The following is a 24,899-nucleotide window of genomic DNA, read 5'->3' on the forward strand; positions in this document are numbered from 1 at the left end:
GAAGGAGTATCTAGCATGGAAAGTATTTTGACTACTTGTCCTTATTGTGGTACTGGCTGTACTTTTTATCTCAATACGGAACATGGTGAAATTATTAGCGTTACCCCTAATCGTGAGAATGCCGTAAATAAAGGAAAACTTTGTTCTAAGGGCTATTTTGGCTTTGATTTCGTGCATCATCGTGACCGATTACAACAACCCTTGATTCGAAAAAATGGAGTATTGGTTGAAGCTACTTGGGAAGAGGCTATTTCACTTATTGCCACTAAGTTAAAACATACAATTCAGGAATTTGGTTCTGATAGTATAGCGGCTTTTAGTTCAGCTAGGTGTACGAATGAAGAAAACTATCTAATGCAAAAACTGATGCGCGCAGTGGTTGGTACCAATAATATCGATCATTGCGCTCGTCTTTGCCATTCTCCTACGGTGGCTGGACTAGCTACGGCATTTGGGAGTGGAGCCATGACAAATTCAATTAATGAGATTGAAACAATGGGGCCTAAAGATGCTATTTTTGCCATAGGAACCAATACAACAGAATGTCATCCAGTTATGGGAGTTTTCATGTTGCAGGCCAAAGCACGTGGTACCAAACTGGTAGTAGCTGATCCTCGCGAAATTGATTTAGCAAGACATGCGGACGTCTGGTTACAGCATAAGCCCGGAACGGATGTAGCACTACTGAGTGCAATTTCACATGTCATTCTTAAGGAAGGACTAGAAGATCGTGCTTTTATAAAAAATCGTACAAATAACTTTGCAGCTTTTAAAGAAACCGTAAAACGATATACACCTCAATATGCTGAATTAATTACAGGTGTTCCCGCAGAAAAGATTATTAAAGCTGCTAAGATTATTGGGCAGGCAGATCATACTGCAACCTATTATACAATGGGAATTACCCAGCATACTAGTGGCGTGGATAATGTACTGTCTGTTGCCAATCTTGCAATGATCACAGGCAATCTGGGTAAGGAAAAAACAGGGGTAAATCCTCTTCGTGGACAGAACAATGTGCAAGGATCTTGTGATATGGGAGCTTTACCTAACGTGTATCCAGGATATCAGTCTGTTAAGGATAGTATTATCAAGGCAAAATTTGAGGAAGCTTGGAAAACATCACTCAGTGATGAAATTGGTCTGACGATTCCTGAAGTACTACATGGAATTGAAGAAGATCGAGTGAAGGTACTTTATGTATTTGGCGAAAATCCCATGCGGAGTGATCCTGATGTTAATCATGTAAAACATTGTTTAGAACAGGTGGATTTTTTAGTTGTACAAGATATCTTCTTAACTGAGACAGCAGAATTAGCTGATGTTGTGCTACCTGGAACGACCTTTGCTGAGAAAGATGGTACTTTTACGAGTACGGAAAGACGGGTACAACGGATTCGCAAAGCGATTGAACCAAGAGGTAACAGTCGTCCCGACTGGAAGATTATTGGCGACATAATGAATGCATTAGGAGATTCTACAGAGTATTCTTCGCCACAAAAAATTTACGAAGAAATGCAGAGTGTGACGCCATCTTATGCTGGAATTACCTACTCACGAATTGAAAAGGGCGGGATACAGTGGCCTTGTAGTGATACAGAACATCCTGGAACACCTATTTTGCATGTCGGGGTATTTAATCGAGGGATTGGAGAGTTTACTGCAGTCGATTATCGAGATCCCGCAGAACTACCTGATCAAGAATTCCCGCTTATGTTGACAACTGGTAGGGTAGTAGCCCACTACCATACTGGTTCCATGACTCGTCGGAGTTGGGGACTACATGGAACCCACCCTGAGGGATATTTAGAAATTAATCCTCTAGACGCAAAAAGGTTAAATATAGAAAATGAGGAATTAATTCGGGTATCTTCGAGAAGGGGGACAATAACAACCAAAGCTCAGGTAACGAAAAGAGTTCCAGAGGGACTAACATTTATAACCTTTCATTTTACGGAAAGCCCTGGTAATATGCTTACCAATAGTGCCTCAGATCCTGTTTGTCAAATTCCAGAATTTAAAGTGTGTGCTGTTAAAGTTGAAAAACTATAAAGGTTTAGAAGTAGCAGCGACAATGAAGGAGAGTACTTTCAAATGAAAAAAGAACTTCTGCCGGTAACACCCATTATACTAGCTGGTGGAAAAAGTACTAGAATGAAGGAAAATAAGTCTTTTGTTCAGCTAATGTCAAAACCGATGATTGAAGTCGTATTGGAAAAGGTTACAAACATATTTTCATTACCTCCTATAGTAATAACAAATTCGTTTATAGAGTACTCCTACCTTGGCGTTAGACTAGAAAAGGATATTTTCCCACAGAAAGGACCTTTGGCTGGGATTCATGCTGGTCTAAGTTATTCATCGACCTATCAGACCTTTATTGTAGGATGTGATATTCCCTTATTAGATCCTGCATTTATTCAATACATGCTCTACCAAGACGATCGTTATGATATCGTCATTCCCTCAGAAGATGGTTACACCCATCCGCTGCATGCTAGATACAGTAAAAACTGTATCCATTTTATTGAAAAGAAGTTGAAGCAGAATGAGGGAAAGATAATTTCCTTTTTCCCAGAAGTCAATGTGCGTTATATTAATAAAGTAGAAATTACAGAATTCCCTTTTGCATGGCAGTCACTGATTAATGTAAATACCCCAGAAGATTTAAAAAGTGTTCAGTTGATATTGAAAAGTCTTTTTAAAATATAGGAAGGAGGCTGTTTCCTTGAGTATTCATTTGAATTCATTTGTGTTAGCAGATCCAAAAAAATGTATCGGCTGTAAGGTTTGTGAAGTAGCTTGTGCTGTAGCGCATAGAAGTGAAGAGATAAAAACAGTAGGCAATATGGACATTCCTGTTATGCCAAAACTATATTTGGTAAAAACCGCTGATGTTACAATGCCAATACAGTGCCGACATTGCGAGGATGCACCTTGTGCAAATATTTGCCCTGTTTTTGCTATTACGCAAATTGATAATAAAATCATTATTAATGAAGAAAGTTGTATCGGTTGTAAAACTTGTATGATTGCTTGTCCTTTTGGCGCAATCGAACTTGCTCCTGCTTTTAAAGATGGAAAACCAGTGTTTCAAAGCCTTTTGACTTTTGATAGTGAAGAAGAGCTTAGTAGTAAACAAGCAGCAGTCGCTAGCAAATGCGATTTATGTAATGACAGGTTAAATGGACCTGCCTGTATAGAAGCTTGCCCTCGTCAAGCACTTACCTATGTGAATGTTAAAAAAGAAAAACAACGTCGGTGTACAGAAACGGCAAGTAAAACGGGCGCAAATATCAAAAATCTTATCGTATAGGAGGATTAAGCATGGTAGACAAAGATACAGACATTATTAAAATTGATGCAGAACTTTGTACAGGGTGCAGACGGTGTGCTGAAGTGTGTCCGGTAGATGCTATTGAAGGAAAACAAGGAACTCCTCAGTTCATTAATGTTGAAAAATGTGTAATGTGTGGACAATGCATACAAATATGCAGCGCTTATGCTTCTATATTTGAGGAATATAGAACTTCTCGTGAAGACAAACTGCGTGAACGTAATATGCCAGTAACCTTAGAAGAACCAATATTTGCTGCATATAATATTGGTGACTTGCCAAAAGTAAAAGAGGCTTTAACCAATACAGAAGCCTTTACTATGGTTCAGTGTGCACCAGCAGTAAGAGTTGCGATTGCAGAGGAATTTGGTATGCCATTAGGAAGTCTTGCACCAGGAAAGCTAGCAGCCGCTCTACGGCAGTTAGGTTTTAACCGGATATATGATACTAATTTTGCTGCGGATTTGACAATCATGGAAGAAGGAAGTGAACTGGTTCAGCGTATTACAGAGGGTGGTCTTCTGCCTATGTTTACTTCCTGTTGCCCTGCTTGGGTAAAATTTGTGGAACAAGAATATCCAGAACTCATACCCCATTTATCAAGTTGCAAATCACCCCAACAGATGGCAGGAACTATGTTTAAAACCTATGGCGCACAAGCCGATGGAGTTGAACCAGACAACATATACAGTGTTGCCATTATGCCTTGTACTTGTAAAAAGTTTGAGTCTCAGCGCCCAGAAATGAATACAGATGGCTACCAAAATGTAGATGCAGTTCTTACAACAAGAGAGCTTGCTTATTTAATTAAGGAAGCGGGAATTGATTTTAGCAGCTTGCCAGAAGAGGATTTTGACAAGCCACTGGGTATGTATTCTGGTGCTGGTCACCTATTTTGTGCAACTGGTGGAGTTATGGAAGCTGCTATTCGTACTGCGTATGAATTAATAACAAATGAGCCGATCCCTAATGTAAATATCCAATATGTTAGGGGCAGCCAAGGGGTACGAAGAGGTGTTGTGCATGCTGGCGATGTAAAGGTTAAAACAGTTGTTGTCTCAGGGCTAAAAAACGTTGTACCAATACTTGAAGAAATCAAAAAAGGGAATGCTGATTTTCATTTCATGGAGGTTATGACGTGCCCTGTTGGCTGCGTTAGTGGTGGCGGACAACCTAAAGTGTTATTACCCAAAGATACTGAGATCGCATATAAGAATCGAATAAGCAGTACCTATCGTCACGATGAGGAGCAAACTTATCGAAAGTCCCATGAAAATCCTGAAATAAAAGCGATTTATAAGAATTTTCTTGGCGAGCCTCTAGGTCATAAATCTCATCATCTTTTGCATACCGAGTATAAACAAAGGGGGTATTGCAAATGAATACCTTCATTTTAGGGAATCCTGGAAAATGTATTGGCTGTAAGGCTTGTGAGATTGCCTGTTCTGTTGCTCATTTGGACACTAGTGTTGTAAAAGCAAATGAAATGAACCTTCCTTTTATTTCCCGTTTAAATCTAGTCAGAACCTCTTCTGTTACTATGCCGATTCAGTGCAGGCAGTGTGAAGATGCTCCTTGCGCAAATGTGTGTAGCGTTGGCGCTATTGTGCATAAAGATAATTGCAATGTAGTTCTTGAAGAAAAATGTATTGGCTGTAAGGAATGTATGCTTGCCTGTCCATTTGGTATGATCGATATGCAACCTAAATTTACAGAGGGAGAGGCTGAATTTCAGGTAGGACTAAAGGTAGAATCTTTGCAAGGTGAACAGAAAAAGGCCTATGTTGTAATGCAGAAATGTGATTTGTGTAAAGGACGTGCCAATGGGCCTGCATGCATAGAAGTTTGTCCAGCAGATGCATTTGTAATAGTAAATCCAGATTTTATTAGAAAGAATATCCATGATAAGCGAGTTTCAAGTGCTCAAGAAATTGCAAAACGTAAGTACACTGGAAATTCTTAAAAAGATATAAGAGGTGTATCCATGAGTCAAGATTCTTACCGAATTCAAAAATACCCGGCAGTAAAGCTAGAAGAGGGTAATTTGGTTGCCGTTGAGCAATTGGTTTCTGAGGAAGCTCCATTAACCATTTACCTTAATGGTAAAGAGCTAGTAACAATGCTCTGTTCGCCTAACGAAGAAAAATATATTACATTAGGCTTTTTAGTTACGGAAGGAATGATTCATGATATAGAAGCCATAACGGATTTAACGATAGATAGTGAACGAGGGTTTATTTGGGTAGAAGCAGATACAGTTTTCCCGAATGTAGCAAATACCTATCTTAAAAGGTGCTTAACAGCTTGCTGTGGTCGGGGGCGGACAGGATTCTATTTTGCAAACGATGCTCGTACGATTAAAAGCATTGAAAGTAATTTAAAAATAAGTGCCGCTGAAATACTTAGTTATTCTGTAATGTTAGAAGAATTATCAGCTACCTATCATATGACACATGGAGTACATTGTGGGGCACTAGCAACAAAGGGAGAGTTTTTGCTATACTCGGAAGATATTGGACGTCATAATGTTTTCGATAAACTCTATGGAAAATGTTTAGAGATGAAGATACCAACTACCGATAAGGTGATTGTATTTAGTGGTCGTATTTCATCGGAAATCCTTATTAAGGTGAGTAAAATGGCTATACCACTTATTATTGCACGTGCAGTGCCAACTAGCTTAGCTATTGGATTAGCAGAAGATCTTGGTATTACTCTTGTTGGAGCAGCCAAAGGAGAATCTTTTTTTGTATATACTCATAAAGACCGAGTAACGACTTAATCTACATGCCACTTAGTTCTATATGCCATTACTGCTATGTATAAAGTGGAGAAGGATAAATTTAGAAATTAATAAATTGAGATCTTGCTTTTATGAATCAGCTATGTGATGATAATAGTTAAATAGGTAAATAGGCACTCAGAGATGGACGAGTCTTCAACCGGTCTACTGGTATAGGGGAAGGGATCAATGGGGTGCCTGTTTTTTTCTTATGAAAGGAGGGCAGTGATTGTGGAGTTTTTTCAGTGTATGTCACTTAAAGAAGCACAACATGTAATTGTTGAAAGTCTTAAAAAACGTACTATATTTAGTGAAACAGTACATTTAATAAATGCTTTGGGTAGAATAGCTGCAGTGGATGTTGTGGCAAAAAATGATTTACCACCTTTTAGTCGCTCCACTGTAGACGGATTCGCAGTACAAAGTGCCGATACCTTTGGTGCTAGCGAGGCTGCTTCATCACTTTTTTCTATTATTGGCGAAGTTTCCATGGGAGAAGAAAGTAAAATGGAAATATTTCCCGGAAATGCGGTGGCTATTCCTACGGGAGGAATGTTACCAGTGGGAGCAGATGCGGTAGTTATGGTAGAGCATGTTGAACAACCTGATTCTAAAAATTTATTGGTATTAAGAATGGTTGCCCCCGGAGAAAATGTGATTGAAAAGGGGGAAGATGTTCAAGTAGGGGCTACTATAATAAAGCAAGGACAGAGTATTGGTCCGCAACATATTGGGATGCTCGCTGCGTGTGGGTATGCTAACATTTCAGTATATAAGAAACTGGAAGTAGGGATCATTTCGACTGGTGATGAATTAGTTGGTATTGAGGAGCCTATAAAATTTGGTCAAATTAGAGATGTCAATTCCTATGCATTAGGTGCTTTGTTATTGGAGATGGGCTGCGCAGTAACACAAATGGGGATCGTAAAGGATAGTTACGAAAAATTTCTTTCCGTTTTATCAAAAGCGGTAGATACTTATCAACTCGTACTTATTTCTGGAGGAAGCTCTGTTGGAGCAAGAGACTATACGGTTAAGGCAATTGATGCTCTTGGCACTCCAGGGGTATTAATACATGGTATCGCTGTTAAACCTGGCAAACCTACTATTTTTGGCATGACAAATGATGTGCCAGTATTTGGCTTACCAGGACATCCAGCTGCTGCCATGACGGTTTGCAAACAGTTGGTTAAGATAGCCGTGAGAAAGCTAATGGGGTTTGAACAAAATGTAGAGCCTTTTGGAATTCCAGCATGCCTAGCTCGAAATGTCGCTTCTGCGCCAGGGCGGGACGATTTTATTACTGTAAAGTTAACAAAAGAAAACGGAACGTATAAAGCAACCCCTATTTTAGGAAAATCAGGGTTAATTCGTATTATGGCACAAGCTGATGGTACAATACATATTCCCGCAGATAAAAGTGGAATTTATAGTGGAGAAATTGTAGAAGTTTTGCTCGACAAACAAGAAGATTAAAGGAGGAGGGAAAATTTGCATAAGAATAAAGCATATCTGAATTGTTTGCAGCGTGAGCAAGCGCAAGAATTGTGGTATCAAAAATTAACTGAATGTGGTTTTTTCAAAAATCTTCCTAGGGAAACTATATTGGTTGGAGACGCAAGAGGGAGAGTAACAGCTAGTTCTATTTACGCAAAACAATCTGTACCTCATTATAATGGTGCAGCTATGGATGGAATTGCTGTTTGGGCGTCAGATACTTTTGGTGCCCAGGAGAATGAACCGAAACGTCTTACGCTACTTACTGAAGAGCAAACTTTTTCATCTGACTGTTGCTATGTAGTTGATACTGGGGATCTAATGCCACTAGGTACAAATGCAGTGGTAATGGTGGAAGATGTATACTTTGTAGATGGTGGGGCGGAAATTATTGCAGCTGTAGCACCGTGGCAGCATGTACGCATTATTGGTGAGGATATAGTTGCGAATGAATTGGTACTACCTGAGCACCACGTAATTTCGCCTGTTGATATTGCAGCCCTATTAGCTGCAGGAGTAGAAGAAATCGAAGTTTTGAGTAAACCTAAAGTAGCTGTAATTCCAACTGGTGATGAAATTGTTGCTACGTGTAAAGAATTAAAACCTGGTGTCATTTTAGATGTTAATTCTCATATGCTTTCTGCGGCAGTAGCCGAATGGGGAGGCGAGCCAGTTCGAATGAATATTGTTAAAGATAATATTCATGGAATTAAGAGAGCAATTTTCGCTAGCTTACAAGTTAATGATATGGTTATTGTAAATGCTGGTACCTCTGCAGGCAGGGAAGACTATACTTCGACAGTTCTATCCGAGCTAGGAGAAGTGTTAGTGCATGGTGTGGCAATAAAGCCAGGAAAGCCAGTTATCCTAGCAATCTGTCAAGGAAAACCAGTGATTGGTTTACCGGGATATCCTGTGTCCGCCATGTTAACAGCTGAGTTATTTATTCGGAATGTTTTAGTTGCAAGGCAAAAACTGCCACCATACGAAGAGGATAAAATAGAGGCAGCATTAGTTAAGCAAATAGCTTCTACTCTTGGTGTGGAAGAATACGTAAGGGTATCGGTTGGAAATGTACAAGGCAAAATGGTGGCTGCACCCCTAAGCCGCGGTGCAGGCTTAATTTCTTCATTGACCAAAGCACAAGGCATAATTCGTGTTGGACGAGGTAATTTAGGACTAGCAGCAGGGACAGTGCTGCCGGTAAACCTATTGCACAAAGCGAAACCTGCCAATACAATTCTAGCAGTTGGCAGTCATGATTTGGCCTTAGAATTATTAGGTGTTTTTTTGAGAAGACGTAGGGAAAATGTATATTTATCATGCGCTAATGTTGGCAGCATGGGGGGAATTATGGCAATCGCTAATAATGAAGCCCATATTGCAGGGATTCATTTACTAGATGAAGAAACTGGGCAATACAATAAGGCTCAAATGGAAAAATACTTGCCCAACAAAAATTTGCATTTAGTTCATTTTGCCATGCGGCAGCAAGGGCTCATGGTTTTACCGAATAATCCTAAAGAGATAGAAGGATTAAAAGATTTGACAAGGCCTGAAATTACTTATATCAATCGGCAACGTGGTTCGGGTACAAGAATGTTACTTGACTATGAACTCAAAAAAAGTACAATTCATTCTAGTCAAATACGTGGATACGAAAAAGAGGTGGGAACCCATATGGCTGTAGCAGCTTCGGTGATAGCAGGAGCAGCAGATACTGGTCTTGGTGTTCAGGCAGCAGCGCATGCTTTAGGACTAGATTTTATACCTGTATCACAAGAACAATATGATTTGATTTTGAATTTTTCTACTGATGATGAACATATGAACATCATCATAGATATTTTACAGTCTCCAGAATTTCGCTATGAGGTGGAATCCTTAGGTGGCTATGATCTACGCGATGCAGGAAAGCTAATTCACTTTTCTAAAGAAAATTAAACTTAGTATAGCGAAATAGCTTCATCTGCTCGTTATGCACTTATTCAAGGGCTAAATAATGAATATACAAAGTAGGAGGAATATGATGCGTAAGTTTATCGGTGTTTGTTTACTTATTGTTACTACTATTTTTTTTATCGGGTGTGGAAATGCTCCATCAAAGACAGAGACGAATGCTGGGAAAACAATTGTAAATAAGGATGTAATATTGGCCACTACAACAAGTACACAAGATAGTGGGTTGCTGGATATTCTAATTCCTGCTTTTGAGAAGAAAACGGGGTACAAAATAAAAACAATTGCTGTTGGCACTGGACAAGCGTTAGCCATGGGGGAAAAAGGCGAGGCTGATGTATTATTGGTCCATGCGCCAGCTGCAGAAAAAAAGGTAGTAGATAGTGGCGCAGCTATTCATCGTATTTTGGTAATGCATAATGACTTTATCATCGTGGGGCCAACGAATGATATGGCGCAAACGAAAGGGAAATCGGCTAAGGATGCCTTGACCGGAATTGGTAATAAAGAAGCTGTATTTATATCTCGTGGTGATGATTCTGGAACAGATAAAATGGAAAAGAGCTTATGGAAATTAGTAGGGATCAAACCATCTGGAGCCTGGTATCAAGAAGCCGGTTCAGGAATGGGGCAAACTCTAAAAATTGCAGATGAAAAACAAGGCTATACCTTAAGTGATCGGGCTACTTATTTGGCACAAAAGAAAAATCTTTCTTTGCAAATTCTTGTAGAAGGCGATGCCACATTGCTTAATATTTATCACGTAATGGAAGTAAATCCTGAGAAATTTTCTAAAGTAAATAATGCAGGTGCTAAGGCATTTAGTGAATTTTTATTATCAAGTGAAGGTCAAGGGTTGATTGCAGGATTTGGGAAAGAGAAATTTGGACAACCATTATTTTTTGCCGATGGTGGTAAAACAGAAAAGGATTTTGGGCTATAGAGGAATTTTATGGATATGATTGTCAAAGGATTGATCCAAGGATTGCAACTTCTGCTCAGTGGTGATAGTGAAGTCCTAGAGGTTGCAATTCTTACGATTAGAGTATCAGGAATAGCAACAGCCATAAGTGTACTAATAGGAATTCCTATAGGTTTGTGGTTAGCTTTAAAAGATTTCTATGGCAAGCAGGCCGTCAATAGTATCGTTAATTTTGGGATGGGGTTCCCGCCTGTAGTAGTTGGTTTAGTTGTTAGCTTATTTTTATGGCGCTATGGACCTTTGGGAGAACTAAGTCTCATGTATACACCATTAGCGATGGTTATAGCCCAAGCCATTATTGCGACTCCTATTGTGATTGGTTTGAGCTTTGCTGCTATTGTTAGTCTTAATCCAAAACTTCGTTGGCAACTTATATCGCTAGGGGCTACTCGCTGGCAAGCAAGCTGGCTCTTGATTAAAGAGGCACGTCTAGGCTTAATGGCCGCTGTAATTGCTGGATTTGGTCGCGTGATTTCGGAAGTAGGGGCCTCTATGATGGTAGGGGGCAATATTAAGGGGCAAACAAGAGTGTTGACGACAGCGACTGTTATGGAAGTAGGTAAGGGTAACTATGATTTGGCTTTAGCAATTAGTATGATTCTATTATTGATTGCGTATAGTATTGTAGTTATGTTGACTTATTTGCAGCATAAAGGAAAGAGTGACTAAGGATGAATGAGTGTATATTGGACATGCAGCACGTAAATGTAGATCGAAAAACACGCAAGAACGTACTAAATATTAACAATTTCCGTATGAAGCATGGTGAATTAGTCGCTGTAGTTGGGCCAAATGGTGCTGGAAAGAGTACTCTTTTACAAGTTATTAATCTATTGCATTCTTATCAAGGGAAAATACTTTTATTTGGGGAAGATAGTAGTAAGGTGGATAAAACTACTTTACGTCGTCAATGTGCCATGGTATTTCAAGATGCATTGCTCTTAAATGATACTGTATTTAACAATGTAGCCTTACCGCTAAAATTTCGTGGAATGGCGACAAGTGAAATAAGGCAAAGGGTCTATCAGGCATTGGCCGATTTTCGTTGTGATCATTTGGCAGATCGGCCAGCTCGTTCTTTGTCTGGAGGGGAAGCCCAGCGAGTTTCTATTGCCCGTGCCTTAGTAACTCTTCCAAAACTTTTACTATTAGATGAACCCTTTGCTTCTTTAGATAAAGCCACACGTGAAGAGATGATAGGAGAGATAAGACGGCTAGCGCAGCGAAAAGGAATATCCGTACTATTGGTTAGTCATGATTTTACAGATGTTTTGCAGTTTGCTGAACGGGCAATTGTAATGTTTGCTGGTAGTATTGTACAAGATAACAAACCAGAGGTTATACTTCGTAGGCCGATTAATCAACAAGTAGCAAAATTGGTAGGTATGGACAATATTATTCCTTGTCACATAGAAATAAATGACCAAAACAGATTAATAAAATTGACTAATGGAACTAGTTTCACTCTTTATGGGGAAGTAAAGGATTCTGTCACAGTGTGCTGCCTGCCTGGGGATTCTCTTTATATTTGCGAAGGAAATTCGGGGCAGCAGGAGCAGTGGATTAAATTAGAAGGAATAGTGGAACGAATCGTACCAGGATTAGGAGTCTATCAGGTTATTGTCAAAATAGGCAAAGGTAATGTGATAGCCCGGCTGCCCCGAAGTCATATTACGAGCAATCTTCATACACACGATAAAATTAAATTAGTATTTGACCCAGCGGAAGTACATTTGATTTAGAAGAGAATACAAAAATACCCAAGTTATTTTAACTTGGGTATTTTTGTACTCTCTTTAAGCTGGATTATGTTGATGGTTTTCTACGAACCAGTCAATTAATTTTCTCGCTACGCTAAGTTTGTCGGGGATATCTGGGAGGTTATGTGCCGAAAACCAACCAGCATCAACGATTTCTTGATTATCAATGGTTATTTCTTCGGTTGAACATTGAGCGGTAAACGCAATCATAAGAGAGTCAGGGAAAGGCCATGGTTGGTTACCAAAATAGCTAATAGAATGTACTTCTACGCCAACTTCCTCTTTTAGTTCTCGTTGTACGCAGTCTTCTAGTGATTCTCCTGGCTCAACAAATCCGGCAATAACGCTGTAACGATTAGGTGGGAATCGATTGGAGCGTGCTAGGAGAATTTGATTATCCTTAATGACAGCAACGATAATGGCTGGAGAAATACGAGGATATACAATATGACCGCATTGTACACATTTCATAGCAAGTTCATCGGTTGATACCGTCATTGTGCTCCCACAACAACCACAAAATTTACTTGTTCTCATCCAATTAGTAATGTGAAAAGCCCGACAAGCAAACCAAAAACATTCTTCTTCCATATTTCCGTAAAGCTGTCTTATTTTTTTAAATGAAAACCCAACAGGTATGCTTTCGCTATCTAAAGTTGCAACATAGCATTCCATTTCGTGAAGCTTACCTATGCATTGGGCGTTAGTGGGCTGTAACTGTACTGTTGTAAGATCCGATGTGGTTAGAATAGTTGTTATTCCTTGTTCTTCTTTAATAAGAAGGTCATCATTATAAAATAAAAACCAGTAAGCGTTTTTCGTAGTCATTTTATCTACCACCTTAGCATTCAATTATAGTGTACAGGTATTATACTATCACAAATTCCAATAGAATGGAGTCAAAATTTTTAGCTAGTTTATTTTAGTATGATTCACTGGTATACTTAGGGATGGTATTAGATTTTACTAAGGAGGGAATTGTATGACAACCACGTTGTTAAAAAATGCTGTGATTGTGACAATGAATTCTAATCGTGAAATTGTACAGGGTGACATATTAATTGAAGATACTTATATTAAAGACATTGGACAACTTGATGTAAATGCAGATCGGATTATAGATGTTGGCGGCCAAATTATTATTCCTGGACTAATTCAAACTCATGTTCACTTGTGTCAAACTCTATTTCGAGGCCAGGCGGATGATTTAGAACTAATGGATTGGTTAAAACTGCGAATATGGCCCTTGGAAGGTGCACATGATTCCGAATCTGTTTATTGGTCTGCTTTACTTGGTATTGGTGAATTATTTCGCGGTGGGACGACAGCGATCATTGATATGGAGACAGTACACCATACGGAATCAGCTTTTCAGGCTATTTTAGATTCAGGAATAAGAGCAGTAAGTGGTAAGTGTATGATGGATAGTGGTAACTCTGTGCCTCAAAGCTTAATGGAGAAAAGTAATGATTCCTTGCAACAAAGTGTTGATTTACTAGAAAAATGGCATAGAAAAGGTGATGGACGATTGCAGTATGCGTTTGCACCTCGATTTGTAGTGTCTTGTACGGAAGAATTATTAGTAGAGGTTGCTAAGTTAGCGAAACAATATAAGGTTAAAATACATACCCATGCTTCAGAAAACAAAGGGGAAATTGCTCTTGTTCAAGCGGAACGCAATATGCGCAATATCGTGTATCTAAATCATTTAGGCCTGGCGAATGAGGATTTAATTTTGGCCCACTGTATTTGGTTAGATGATGAAGAATTTACTATCCTTGAAAGGCAGAAGGTAAAGGTAGTTCATTGCCCAACATGCAATCTTAAACTTGGATCAGGTATTGCACGCATTCCAGAAATGCTAAAGAGAGGAATACATGTATCATTAGGGGCAGATGGTGCTCCGTGTAATAATAATTTGGATCAATTTATCGAAATGCGCACAGCTGCTTTAATTCAAAAACCTATTTATGGTCCTACTGCTATGCCAGCATGGCAAACATTCGAAATGGCTACTGTGGCAGGCGCTAAAGCTATGGGACTAGAAAAAGAAGTTGGCTCTTTAGAAATAGGCAAAAAAGCTGATATAGCTATAATTGATCTATGTAAATTACATTGTTCCCCTTGGGAAGGTAGTAATATATATGCACAATTAGTTTATCAGGCCAAAGCAAACGATGTAACATTGACGATGGTAGACGGCAAAATTGTATATGAAAAAGGTTGTTTGATGACAATGGATGAGGCGCAAGTTATTCAAAAATCAAATATTGCTATAAAACGAGTTAGTGAGAGGGCTGGAATTTTCTAGTTTACATAAATTCATTTAGGAAGAAGTCATATCCTTTGGATATGGCTTTTCTTTATTAGAAAGGGAACAACATAATTATGAATAGAGATCATATGAAGGGAAAAAAGGTAATATGTGGAATAAGAGTTATAGCAGCTATTTATTTAGTGACATTCTCATAAGAGTTAGTATTTTTATCATTTGAGATTTTATACAAGTATTTTTATATTAGGTTAATAATCAACGTAGGAGGTTTTGTTATGAAAAGGCTTATAGTAATCAAGGGGGCTGGTGACATAGCGACAGGTATAGCTTGTCGCTTATTTCGTAGTGGGTTTCCTATAATTATGACTGAATTAGCGCAGCCTACGGTCATTCGAAGAACCGTTGCTTTTGCGCAAGTTATTTTCTCAGGTCAGGTTATTGTAGAAAATGTTGTGGCTGTAAACACCTCAATGGAAAATTCTTTAGAAGTAGTTAAACAAGGACAAATCCCTGTAGTGGTTGATCCACAAGGTCGCATTATGAATGTACTTAAACCGTGGGGAATTGTCGATGCTATATTGGCAAAAAAAAATCTTGGTACTCAAATAACTGATGCCCCTGCTGTAGTAGGAATAGGGCCTGGATTTACTGCTGGCCTTGATGTACATGCTGTCGTGGAAAGTATGCGAGGTCATGATTTAGGTAGAGTTATTATAGAAGGAAAGGCTTTGCCTGATACGGGAATACCTGGGGAAATCGGAGGTTATACCCGGGAACGAATTTTACGCGCTCCTTGCCAAGGGGTTTTTAAAGGTATTAGCAGAATTGGAGATAGTGTAGTAGCAGGAGAAATTGTGGCTCATGTGAATAAAGAACCAGTTATTGCAGAGATTTCTGGCATTTTAAGGGGACTTCTACAAGATGGTCTTACTGTTAAAGCAGGTATGAAAATTGGAGATATTGATGCGAGATGTGTACAACAACATTGTTTTTCTATTTCGGATAAAGCGCGAGCAATTGGCGGTGGCGTCCTAGAAGCTTTGATGCAACGACTAGAATTAGAAAAAAAGATGTAGTGATAAAAGGGGTAGAGAAATGAATAATGGGGGCAGGCTGTTGTGAAAAAAACAATTTTGCAAGAAATTCAGGATGTCGTCATTCAGTATGGAAAAGTTATCTCCCATGTTATAAAAATGGATGTGGAGATTGTTGATGCTAATTTATTTCGAATCTCTGGCACTGGAATTTATAATAACCAGATCAACATAGATATGTCTAAAGAAGGCTTTGTCTATAAGCAAGTTCTCGCTACAGGAAAAACCCAGTTGATTGAAAAACCTGGAGAGCATATTTTCTGTACCTTGTGTCCCAAGCAAGGACGTTGCGAGGAGAAGATGGAGCTATGTACTCCGATTAAGTTAAATGATGAAATTATCGGTGTTATTGGTTTGATTTGCTTTAATGAAGAACAAAAACAAAAGCTATTAGATGATATAGACTTTTATCAATTATTTATAATGCAGATTGCCGAATTTATAAGTGCTAAAGCATATGAACAGCGTGAAAGAGAACGGGATCAGGTCATTACGACATTATTAATGCATGTGATTAATAATGTCGACAAAGGTGTTCTTATCTTAAATCAAAATAACCAAATTATTCAAATCAATAACAGTGCAGTAAAGCAACTACAACTAACTTCAACTTGTATCAACGAGAAGGTAGCCATAGAGCCTACTGGAGACTCTATGTTAGGTGCAGAAGAATATAAGGTTACTATTGCCCAAAAGAAGTTTAAATTAATGGGGGATTTACTGACAGTTTCTCCTGGTTTTGCAGTGTATGATAAAATTTTTATTTTTAATGAAATGAAAAGTGTAAAATCAGATATATATGGCTTAACAAATGTGGCTAAGTCTGTTAGCTTAGAAAACATTATCGGCGAATCTGAGGCAATTAAACAATTGAAAAATAAAATTCGCAAAGTAGCTGATTCTAATTCTACAGTATTAGTTTCTGGTCAAAGCGGTACGGGAAAGGAGCTAGTAGCAAGGGCAATTCATGCTGAAAGTAATCGAAGTACTAAGCCATTTATTGCTGTAAACTGTGGAGCTATCCCAGATACTTTATTGGAAAGCGAGCTTTTTGGTTATATCAAAGGTGCATTTACAGGAGCAGATCCTCGTGGGAAAATTGGTAAGTTTGAACTCGCTAATAAAGGCGTTATCTTCCTGGATGAAGTTGGTGATATGCCAATATACTTACAGGTTAAGTTGCTACGGGTCTTACAAGAACGGAAATTAGTGCGTATTGGATCGAATCAGTTAATTTCCTTTGATGTTCGTGTTATTGCCGCTACAAACAAGGACTTGAAAGCGTTAATTAAAGAGAATAAATTCCGTGAGGATTTGTTCTATCGATTGAATGTCATACCTCTTGAAGTACCATCTCTTTCCCAGCGAATAGAAGACATCCATATGCTTGTGACAAATACTATGGCAAAATACTGTGGTTTATTTCATAAGAAAGTAAGAAAAATTGACCAGGCCACCATGGATATCTTAATACGGTATCCTTGGCCTGGTAATGTACGAGAATTAGAAAACACCATTGAATTTATGATTAATATGGCAGATGATTTAGGGGTCCTTACAAAGGAAACTTTGCCGCGTAATATTCGAGAATACAAAAGTACTAGGGAAAAAGGTAATGAGGGGGCTATTCGTCTTTTACGAGAAGTTGAGCAAGAACACATCATGAAGGCAATTGCTTTTTACGGTGATAATACGAAAGGAAAGCAAGTCGCTGCAAGACAGTTAGGGATTGGTATAGCTACTTTATATCGTAAGTTAAATGAAAGATTATAACTGGTATATTCTATCGGTAGAATTAATACTATGCTAAAGATGGTACTATTTTCCTAGTTAAGTTCCTAGTTTATCTAGATAATCTCAAAATGATAACACCTAATTACAATTGCCACAGCTAATTCTAAAGGGCTTTGTAATAGATAAAGGACTGAAACGTGTAAAATGATATTTTTTATCATTATGATAAAAAATATCATTTTGGTAATGGACTTTATGAAGTAAATTATGGACGCAACTTTTGTGGTGGCATGAGTTCATTATTATTCGAGTCTAACACTTTTTTATCCTAGCGTTTTAGCCTATTGAGTCAATGTTTAACTATATAAAGAGAGAAATCTCAAGTCTATAAATGCTGGCATACTTATTGCATTATATTTAACTAAAATAGAAAAATCTTCATTTCCGATGGTTAGATACTTTTTTGTTACGAAAAAGGAGTGATGACCCATGCAAAGTGTGGGAAAAGATTTTCCTAGAATTGATGGATTTGCTAAAGTATGCGGTAAAGCAAAATATGTAGATGATTTTTTTGAAAGGGATATGCTCCATGCGAAAATTTTTCGTAGCACAATTGCTAATGGATGGGTAAAAAGGATTGATGTAAGTAAAGCAAAAGCAATGTCTGGTGTGGAGGCGGTTATAACTTTTGCAGATGTTCCCAAACATACATTCCCGACAGCCGGTCATCCCTATAGTAAAGATCCAAAACATCAGGATGTGGCTGATCGTCATCTTTTAACCCAGCGGATACGTCTATACGGAGATGAAATTGCAGCCGTAATTGCCGTAGATGAGTTGACAGCTGAAAAAGCCTTACGTCTTATCGAAATTGAATATGAGGAATACACACCTATTTTAACTGCCGCAGATGCGTTAGAAGAAGGTGCTGTTGAAATTCATGAAGGAACTAAAAATATCATAAAAAAAACTGACTTTTGCCTAGGAGAGCTGGAAGAAGCTTTTTTAGAATCTGATTATGTTTTTGAAGATGAATTTGTAACAAGTATGGTACAACATTGCGCTATGGAAAATCATAGTGCCTATTCTTATATCGATGAGAACGGCAAAATTGTCGTAGTTTCCTCGACACAAATCCCTCATATTTGTCGAAGGATTATCGGCCAAGCGCTAGGAATCCCCTGGGGAAGAGCGCGTGTTATTAAACCTTACATTGGTGGAGGATTTGGTAGCAAACAGGATGTAGTTGTTGAGCCTCTGGTCGCCTTTTTAACAACAGTTGTGCATGGAAGACCCGTAAAACTTGAGTTTTCTCGCGAGGAAACCTTTATAGCTTCTAGGGTGCGCCATCCTATTACATTTAAATTTAGAACAGGCGTAACGAAAGACGGTACCATCCTCGCTCGAGAACTAAAGGCGATTTCGAATAATGGCTCTTATGCTTCTCACGGACACTCGATTGTTTCTAATTGTCTTACTAAATTTAGGCACCTCTATAGTCAAAAAGCAATTAGAGGAGAAGCAACTACTGTATATACCAATCTCCCTGCTGCGGGTGCTATGAGGGGATATGGAATTCCTCAGGTTACCTTTGGGTTGGAATCCCACATGGAGGATATTGCTAGAGAACTTAAGATAGATCCTATAGAGTTTCGTTTAAAAAATAGTAACAAGGAAGGATACGTAGACCCTCTAACTGGTATTTCTGCCCGTAGTAATGGACTTGATGAATGTATTGCTTTGGGTAAAAAACTAATTGGCTGGGATGAAAAAAAGACGAATGCGCTGAAACAAACAGGATCAAAACGGCGTGGTTTAGGGATGGCATGTTTTTGTTACAAAACTGGGACCTATCCTTTTGGGTTAGAAATTGCAGGTGCCAGAATTATTCTAAATCAAGATGGTTCTATTCAGTTACAGATAGGTGCCACTGAAATTGGTCAGGGTAGTGATACAATTTTTGCTCAAATGGCAGCCCAAACTATCGGAATACCAATGGATATGGTTAGTGTGGTTTCTACTCAAGACACAGATATTACACCATTCGATACAGGCTCCTATGCGTCAAGGCAGACCTATGTTTCTGGTATGGCTGTTAAGAAAGCGTCGGAAGAAATAAAAATGAAAGTATTGAATTATGCTTGGGGAATGACGGATATACCAGCAAGTGCGCTCACTCTTGTAGATGGCTGGGTTGTTTATATACATAACGGAGAAAAAGTTATGTCGATTGCCGACGTGGCATTAGATAGTTATTATGACGCTGTATTTGCCGCACCCATTACTGCGGATGTCACGAATAATGCTCGAACGAACGCTTTAGCCTTTGGTTGTACCTTTGTTGAAGTAGAAGTTGATATTCCGATAGCAAAGGTAGAGGTTCTTGCAATCTATAATGTCCATGATGCAGGAAAACTCATTAACCCTAAATTAGCCCATGCTCAAGTTCATGGGGGAGTGAGTATGGCGCTAGGGTACGCGTTGTATGAACAAATGTTATTTGACTCTAAAACAGGAAAACCATTAAATAGTAATCTTCTTGACTATAAACTGATGACGACCTTAGATACACCTGAAATTGGTACGGCTTTTATAGAAACTTATGAACCTACAGGGCCATATGGTAATAAGGCTCTTGGGGAACCGCCTGCTATATCACCAGCTCCTGCCATTCGTAATGCTATCTATGATGCCACAGGTGTGAAATTATATGAAGTTCCGATGAATCCACAGCGCTTGTTTGAAAAATTTAAGTCTACAGGCTTACTGTAGGAGGTAATTAGAGAATGTATGACATAATAGCATACGAAGAAGCTTCTTGTATTGAGGAGGCTATAAAATTGCTAGTAGCTAACCCGAATGCAACGCTAATCTCGGGTGGCAGTGATGTGTTAATTAAGCTACATGAAGGTCGAATGCAGGATGCTCATTTAATTAGTATTCATGGCATAAAAGAACTAAGTGGTGTCTCTATGTTAGAAGATGAAACTATTGTTATTGGTTCAGGTACTAGTTTTAGCAAAATCTCAAAACATCCTATAGTTCAGCAATTTATCCCTGTTTTAGGTGAGGCTGTAGATATGATTGGCGGCCCACAGATTCGTAACATTGGGACCATTGGCGGTAATATTTGTAATGGGGTTACTTCTGCTGATAGTGCTTCTACCTTATTTGCTTTTAATGCAAGATTAGAGATTCAAGGGCCGGATGGTGTACGTACTGTTTTGATTAAGGAGTTCTATAAAGGACCAGGTAAAGTTGATTTACAGCATGAAGAAATACTAACAACTATTTTTATTACACCTGACAATTATCGAGGATATGGTGGACATTATATAAAATATGCAATGCGTAATGCGATGGATATTGCAACATTAGGTTGTGTTGCTCTTTGTAAAGTAAAGGGCATAAATCAAATTGAAGACTTTAGGTTGGCTTTAGGTGTAGCAGCTCCTATTCCTATGCGCTGTACTGAGACGGAACAGCTAATAAAAGGTGAAAATTTTACGGAAGAATTAATAGAAAAAGTAGGGAAAACTGCTCTAAAAGAAGTTAATCCAAGAACTTCTTGGCGTGCCTCTAAGGATTTTAGATTACAGTTAGTAGAAGAGTTGAGCAAAAGAGCCTTCAGGCAGGCTTTTAAAAACGCCGGAGGTGAACAATAATGCAATTAAAAAAAATTACATTTAAAATTAATAGTAAAGAAATCACTATTGAAGTAGATGTAAGAGAATCCTTGTTAGATGTTTTGAGAAACAAACTTCATATGACGGGTGTAAAAAAGGGATGTTCTGTTGGTGAGTGCGGTGCTTGTACTGTACTTATTGATAATGTGGCCTTTGATACTTGCATCTATCTTGCAGTTTGGGCGGATGGCAAGGAAATTAGAACCATAGAGGGAGAAGCGAAAGAAGGAAAATTGTCTAAGGTACAGCAGAGTTTCCTTGATGAAGCAGCTGTACAATGTGGGTTTTGTACACCGGGATTTGTCATGTCTACTACAGAAATGCTTGAAAGCGGAAAAGTGTTTTCAAAGGAGCAAATAAAAAAAGAGTTGTCAGGCCATATGTGCCGATGCACAGGCTATCATAATATTATGCTTGCAGCAGAAAAGGCTTTACAACCCGCAAAGGAGCACGGTTCGGAGTGTACTGGAAAATGTCATAAGTAAACTAGATACCATCTATATGCAGGCGAAAAACATTTTATATAGAGGGTACCTAAAAGGGAGGGAGAAAGAAAAGACATTGAAAGACTACTTTCTTAGAAGCTCGTATTAGTTGGTTCGAAAAGTATACTTGGGGAGGTTTTATGATGATACCCACCAGTATGGTAACCAAACAGAGTTTTCTAGATCAGTTTTTTAAACTTAGTCAGAAAAAGACGGACATTAAAACAGAGATACTAGCTGGTATAACTACTTTTGTCGCATTAGCTTATATTATTTTTGTAAATCCCAATATTCTGGCTGATGCTGGAATTCCTAAAGAAGCAGCGATTGCTTCTACGATTTATGCAACGGCTATGGCTACTTTACTCATGGGCTTATGGGCTAATTATCCTATTGCAGTAGCACCTGGTATGGGGCTTAATGCTTTTTTTGCTTATTATGTAGTTGGTGTGTTACATCTTCCTTGGCAAGTCGCTTTAGGAGCAGTATTCTTTTCCGGTCTATTATTTTTAATATTGACGATGGGTGGAATCCGCCAAGCTATTATTAAGGCGGTACCAATGAATTTAAAATGTGCTATCGGTGTTGGTATCGGTTTATTTATTGCTTTTATCGGCTTAAAAAACTCCGGTATCATTATTGCCGATAAAGCAACTTTTGTTACAGTTGGGAAATTAACAACAATAGAGCCTTTATTATCCTGCATAGGTTTAATTTTGACAGCAGTCTTGATGGCTCGGAGTGTAAAAGGTTCCATGCTAATTGGTATTCTTACGACTACTATTCTGGGAATGTTTTTTGGTGTAGTTCCTACCCCAAAGGCTATAGGAGATATTATGAGTTTCCAATTCCCTAGTATGGGCGCAACTTTTATGCACATGGATATTGCGGGTGCCTGGGAATATGGTATTTTTTCAATTATATTTACTTTTACTATCGTGGAATTGTTTGATAATATGGGAACTTTAATTGGCTTAACTCGCAAAGCAAAACTAATGAATAATAAGGGAGAAATTGAGAATTTAGATAAGGCATTGACTACTGATGCTGTCGGCACAATTGGTAGTGCTATTTTTGGTACTTCCACTGTTACTTCTTATGTAGAAAGTGCTGCCGGTATTGCTGAAGGGGGCAAAACAGGACTGACAGCCATAACTGTAGCCATATTATTTGTTGTATCACTATTATTTGCACCCTTAATCGGCTTAGTACCAGGCTTTGCAACAGCTCCAGCCCTAATACTAGTAGGAGCTTTAATGATGGCAGAAATTAACCAGGTTAGTTTTGAAGACTTTACCGATGGCTTCCCAGCTTTCATGACAATTATTATGATGCCGTTGACTTTTAGTATTGCTAACGGTTTTGCGTTTGGCTTTATCAGTTATACTTTTGTCAAAGCATTGACGGGGCGGGTAAAAGATGTTAGTTGGATTATGTGGGCAGTTAGTATTGCATTTTTAGTTAACTTTTATATGCGTCTTCATTAAGGGGAATAAGGTGATAACGATGAAACCAATAGAACAATTAATCTCTGTAGCTCAAGGCCATGTTCCTGCTGATGTAGTGTTAAAGAATGCACAAGTCTTCAATGTGTTTACTGGAAAATTTGATAGGGGTGATGTAGCCGTCGTAGGCGGCTACATTGCTGGTATTGGTCAATATGAGGGTCAAATAGAGATAGACATGACTGGAAAGTTCATAACACCTGGCTTTATTGATGGACATGTTCATATGGAAAGCTCGATGGTTAGTCCTAGAGAATTTGCTAAGGTAGTCGTTGCGATGGGGACGACTACCCTTATTGTCGATCCTCATGAAATTGCAAATGTTGTTGGGGAGAAAGGTATTGAGTATGTTTTGGATGTTGCCGAGGAACTTCCTGTACATATTTTTATAATGCTTCCCTCTTGTGTACCTGCGACTAACCTAGAAACCTCAGGTGCAAATTTAACTGTACAAGAGTTGACTCGGTTTATAAATCACTCCAGAGTATTAGGACTTGGAGAATTAATGGATTTCCCCGGAGTTCTAAGTCGAGATAAAGACATACTTGCTAAGATAAGGCTGGCTGAAGGCAAATTAATTGATGGTCATGGACCAGGGCTTTTAGGGAAAAGACTGACTGCTTATATTGCTGCTGGCATTGGGTCAGATCATGAGTGTGTAACTCCTGAAGAAGCAATAGAAAGAGTAAGACAGGGAATGCATATTATGCTGCGTGAAGGTTCAGCTGCTAAAAATCTTCTGAATCTATTACCGATGGTTAATGGTTATACTGCTAGGCGCTGTATGTTTGCGACAGATGATCGGCACCCTGCTGATCTCATTAACCAGGGTCATATCAACCATATGGTAAGAATGTCCATCGATGCAGGAATTGAGTTGGCAACCGTATTACAAATGGCCACTATTAATCCAGCAACCTATTTTAACCTGAAGGATATAGGAGCCATTGCGCCTGGTTATTATGCTGATCTACTAGTGTTTGACGATTTAATATCCTGGGTTCCTACTCAGGTTTATAAACAAGGACAAATAGTAGCCACTAAGGGTAAAAGTGTTTTTAATGTTTTAAAAACCAATGATAAGAAAATACGCAATACAATGCACTTAGGAAATATTAGTTCTGGGCAATTAAAGATAAAGGCTAGTTCAAGAGTAGCTAGAGTAATTGGTTTAGTTCCACATCAACTCATTACTGCTTCTCTTGAAATAGAGGTGCCGGTGATTAATGGGGAATTTGTTTCTGATAGGGATAATGATATTTTAAAATTGGCTGTATTTGAGCGCCATCATGGTACAGGAAATGTTGGTGTGGGCCTAGTTAAGGGGTTAGGGATGTCAGTAGGAGCGATTGCCTCTACTGTGGCCCACGATTCACATAATGTAGTAGTTATTGGCAGTGATGATGATGACATGATTAGGGCGGTGCAAGAAGTTGAAAAAATGCAGGGTGGTATCGCTATTGTAAATGAGGGAAAGGTGTTAGGAACATTAGCCTTACCTTTAGCTGGATTAATGTCAGAAGAAGATATTTATGCTGTTCATACAAAGTTAACTGATTTACACAATATTGTCCGTGGTCTTGGCGTAAATCCTAATTATGATCCTTTTATGACGTTAGCCTTCATGAGTTTACCTGTGATACCATCGTTAAAATTAACGGATAAAGGATTAGTGGATGTAAATAAGTTTGCAGTTGTCCCAGTGTCAGTTTAAAAATGTAATAAAAATAAGAGCGGATTACCCGCCCTTATTTTTTACTCAAAATGAGATTCATTAATCCAGAGAAAGTGTTATTAAAATGA

At 38.6% G+C, this 24,899-nt stretch carries 20 protein-coding genes; 19 read left to right on the top strand and 1 reads right to left on the bottom strand.

All coding sequences use genetic code 11. The annotated features are described in order from the left end of the window. Positions 1 to 15 precede the first annotated feature (15 nt). The 11 genes from fdhF to QSJ81_RS16770 all read left to right on the top strand — a co-directional run bounded on the left by fdhF (position 16) and on the right by QSJ81_RS16770 (position 12,299). Positions 16 to 2,052, top strand: coding sequence for a formate dehydrogenase subunit alpha (gene fdhF / locus QSJ81_RS16720; RefSeq protein WP_285718493.1), 2,037 nt, complete (start codon positions 16 to 18; stop codon positions 2,050 to 2,052). A 42-nt stretch (positions 2,053 to 2,094) separates the two neighbouring features. Beyond that, positions 2,095 to 2,712: a molybdenum cofactor guanylyltransferase gene (locus QSJ81_RS16725; protein ID WP_285718494.1), complete on the top strand. Its 618-nt coding sequence runs from the start codon at positions 2,095 to 2,097 to the stop codon at positions 2,710 to 2,712. A 16-nt stretch (positions 2,713 to 2,728) separates the two neighbouring features. Continuing rightward, the gene (locus QSJ81_RS16730) at positions 2,729 to 3,316 is read left to right on the top strand and encodes a 4Fe-4S dicluster domain-containing protein (protein WP_285718495.1); all 588 of its coding nucleotides are present in this window, start codon (positions 2,729 to 2,731) and stop codon (positions 3,314 to 3,316) included. An 11-nt stretch (positions 3,317 to 3,327) separates the two neighbouring features. After that, entirely contained in the window at positions 3,328 to 4,719 is a 1,392-nt protein-coding gene (locus tag QSJ81_RS16735) for a [FeFe] hydrogenase, group A (protein WP_285718496.1), read from the top strand. Beyond that, positions 4,716 to 5,300, top strand: coding sequence for a 4Fe-4S dicluster domain-containing protein (locus QSJ81_RS16740; protein WP_285718497.1), 585 nt, complete (start codon positions 4,716 to 4,718; stop codon positions 5,298 to 5,300). Before QSJ81_RS16735 ends, QSJ81_RS16740 begins: the two co-directional genes overlap by 4 nt. Before the next feature lie 21 nt (positions 5,301 to 5,321). Then, positions 5,322 to 6,119, top strand: coding sequence for a formate dehydrogenase accessory sulfurtransferase FdhD (gene fdhD / locus QSJ81_RS16745; RefSeq protein WP_285718498.1), 798 nt, complete (start codon positions 5,322 to 5,324; stop codon positions 6,117 to 6,119). 231 nt (positions 6,120 to 6,350) lie between these two features. Beyond that, entirely contained in the window at positions 6,351 to 7,595 is a 1,245-nt protein-coding gene (locus QSJ81_RS16750; RefSeq protein WP_285718499.1) for a molybdopterin molybdotransferase MoeA, read from the top strand. Between the two features lie 15 nt (positions 7,596 to 7,610). Further along, positions 7,611 to 9,560 (top strand): molybdopterin biosynthesis protein, encoded by a 1,950-nt coding sequence (locus QSJ81_RS16755; RefSeq protein WP_285718500.1) that lies wholly within the window; start codon positions 7,611 to 7,613, stop codon positions 9,558 to 9,560. 82 nt (positions 9,561 to 9,642) lie between these two features. Continuing rightward, positions 9,643 to 10,518: an ABC transporter substrate-binding protein gene (locus tag QSJ81_RS16760; RefSeq protein ID WP_285718501.1), complete on the top strand. Its 876-nt coding sequence runs from the start codon at positions 9,643 to 9,645 to the stop codon at positions 10,516 to 10,518. Positions 10,519 to 10,527: 9 nt separating this feature from the next. Continuing rightward, entirely contained in the window at positions 10,528 to 11,226 is a 699-nt protein-coding gene (locus QSJ81_RS16765; protein ID WP_285718502.1) for an ABC transporter permease, read from the top strand. A 2-nt stretch (positions 11,227 to 11,228) separates the two neighbouring features. Further along, positions 11,229 to 12,299: an ABC transporter ATP-binding protein gene (locus tag QSJ81_RS16770; RefSeq protein WP_285718503.1), complete on the top strand. Its 1,071-nt coding sequence runs from the start codon at positions 11,229 to 11,231 to the stop codon at positions 12,297 to 12,299. Between the two features lie 54 nt (positions 12,300 to 12,353). Here the strand turns inward: QSJ81_RS16770 and nudC are convergent, their stop codons facing one another. After that, positions 12,354 to 13,145 (bottom strand): NAD(+) diphosphatase, encoded by a 792-nt coding sequence (nudC, locus tag QSJ81_RS16775; RefSeq protein ID WP_285718504.1) that lies wholly within the window; start codon positions 13,143 to 13,145, stop codon positions 12,354 to 12,356. A 154-nt stretch (positions 13,146 to 13,299) separates the two neighbouring features. Between nudC and QSJ81_RS16780 the strand changes: the two genes are divergently transcribed. The 8 genes from QSJ81_RS16780 (at position 13,300) to ade (ending at position 24,810) form a co-directional block, all read left to right on the top strand. Next, positions 13,300 to 14,628: a 5'-deoxyadenosine deaminase gene (locus QSJ81_RS16780; protein ID WP_285718505.1), complete on the top strand. Its 1,329-nt coding sequence runs from the start codon at positions 13,300 to 13,302 to the stop codon at positions 14,626 to 14,628. Positions 14,629 to 14,867: 239 nt separating this feature from the next. After that, entirely contained in the window at positions 14,868 to 15,668 is an 801-nt protein-coding gene (yqeB, locus tag QSJ81_RS16785) for a selenium-dependent molybdenum cofactor biosynthesis protein YqeB (protein WP_285718506.1), read from the top strand. A 42-nt stretch (positions 15,669 to 15,710) separates the two neighbouring features. Continuing rightward, on the top strand, positions 15,711 to 17,459 hold the full coding sequence (locus tag QSJ81_RS16790; protein ID WP_285718507.1) for a sigma-54 interaction domain-containing protein: 1,749 nt from the start codon (positions 15,711 to 15,713) through the stop codon (positions 17,457 to 17,459). Between the two features lie 450 nt (positions 17,460 to 17,909). Then, positions 17,910 to 20,192, top strand: a complete 2,283-nt coding sequence (xdhA, locus tag QSJ81_RS16795) for a xanthine dehydrogenase subunit XdhA (protein WP_285718508.1) — start codon at positions 17,910 to 17,912, stop codon at positions 20,190 to 20,192. A gap of 14 nt (positions 20,193 to 20,206) precedes the next feature. After that, positions 20,207 to 21,085, top strand: a complete 879-nt coding sequence (gene xdhB, locus QSJ81_RS16800; protein WP_285718509.1) for a xanthine dehydrogenase subunit XdhB — start codon at positions 20,207 to 20,209, stop codon at positions 21,083 to 21,085. Then, positions 21,085 to 21,591 carry a xanthine dehydrogenase subunit XdhC gene (gene xdhC / locus QSJ81_RS16805; protein ID WP_285718510.1) on the top strand — a complete coding sequence of 169 codons (507 nt, stop codon included), beginning with the start codon at positions 21,085 to 21,087 and terminating at the stop codon, positions 21,589 to 21,591. Before xdhB ends, xdhC begins: the two co-directional genes overlap by 1 nt. 143 nt (positions 21,592 to 21,734) lie before the next feature. Beyond that, on the top strand, positions 21,735 to 23,078 hold the full coding sequence (locus QSJ81_RS16810; RefSeq protein WP_285718559.1) for an NCS2 family permease: 1,344 nt from the start codon (positions 21,735 to 21,737) through the stop codon (positions 23,076 to 23,078). A 19-nt stretch (positions 23,079 to 23,097) separates the two neighbouring features. Beyond that, positions 23,098 to 24,810, top strand: a complete 1,713-nt coding sequence (ade, locus tag QSJ81_RS16815; protein ID WP_285718511.1) for an adenine deaminase — start codon at positions 23,098 to 23,100, stop codon at positions 24,808 to 24,810. Positions 24,811 to 24,899: the final 89 nt, after the last annotated feature.

This window comes from Pelosinus sp. IPA-1, from assembly GCF_030269905.1.
GTDB lineage: Bacteria > Bacillota > Negativicutes > DSM-13327 > DSM-13327 > Pelosinus.

What these genes read in the sequence shown, in the direction of transcription:
- QSJ81_RS16735 (WP_285718496.1), top strand. Translation starts at nt 3,328, where the DNA reads ATGGTAGACAAAGATACAGACATTATTAAAATTGATGCAGAACTTTGT.
- xdhA (WP_285718508.1), top strand. Translation starts at nt 17,910, where the DNA reads ATGCAAAGTGTGGGAAAAGATTTTCCTAGAATTGATGGATTTGCTAAA.
- QSJ81_RS16780 (WP_285718505.1), top strand. Translation starts at nt 13,300, where the DNA reads ATGACAACCACGTTGTTAAAAAATGCTGTGATTGTGACAATGAATTCT.
- QSJ81_RS16725 (WP_285718494.1), top strand. Translation starts at nt 2,095, where the DNA reads ATGAAAAAAGAACTTCTGCCGGTAACACCCATTATACTAGCTGGTGGA.
- xdhB (WP_285718509.1), top strand. Translation starts at nt 20,207, where the DNA reads ATGTATGACATAATAGCATACGAAGAAGCTTCTTGTATTGAGGAGGCT.
- QSJ81_RS16760 (WP_285718501.1), top strand. Translation starts at nt 9,643, where the DNA reads ATGATGCGTAAGTTTATCGGTGTTTGTTTACTTATTGTTACTACTATT.
- QSJ81_RS16810 (WP_285718559.1), top strand. Translation starts at nt 21,735, where the DNA reads ATGATACCCACCAGTATGGTAACCAAACAGAGTTTTCTAGATCAGTTT.
- QSJ81_RS16770 (WP_285718503.1), top strand. Translation starts at nt 11,229, where the DNA reads ATGAATGAGTGTATATTGGACATGCAGCACGTAAATGTAGATCGAAAA.
- ade (WP_285718511.1), top strand. Translation starts at nt 23,098, where the DNA reads ATGAAACCAATAGAACAATTAATCTCTGTAGCTCAAGGCCATGTTCCT.
- fdhD (WP_285718498.1), top strand. Translation starts at nt 5,322, where the DNA reads ATGAGTCAAGATTCTTACCGAATTCAAAAATACCCGGCAGTAAAGCTA.
- yqeB (WP_285718506.1), top strand. Translation starts at nt 14,868, where the DNA reads ATGAAAAGGCTTATAGTAATCAAGGGGGCTGGTGACATAGCGACAGGT.
- QSJ81_RS16740 (WP_285718497.1), top strand. Translation starts at nt 4,716, where the DNA reads ATGAATACCTTCATTTTAGGGAATCCTGGAAAATGTATTGGCTGTAAG.
- xdhC (WP_285718510.1), top strand. Translation starts at nt 21,085, where the DNA reads ATGCAATTAAAAAAAATTACATTTAAAATTAATAGTAAAGAAATCACT.
- nudC (WP_285718504.1), bottom strand. Translation starts at nt 13,145, where the DNA reads ATGACTACGAAAAACGCTTACTGGTTTTTATTTTATAATGATGACCTT.
- fdhF (WP_285718493.1), top strand. Translation starts at nt 16, where the DNA reads ATGGAAAGTATTTTGACTACTTGTCCTTATTGTGGTACTGGCTGTACT.
- QSJ81_RS16765 (WP_285718502.1), top strand. Translation starts at nt 10,528, where the DNA reads ATGGATATGATTGTCAAAGGATTGATCCAAGGATTGCAACTTCTGCTC.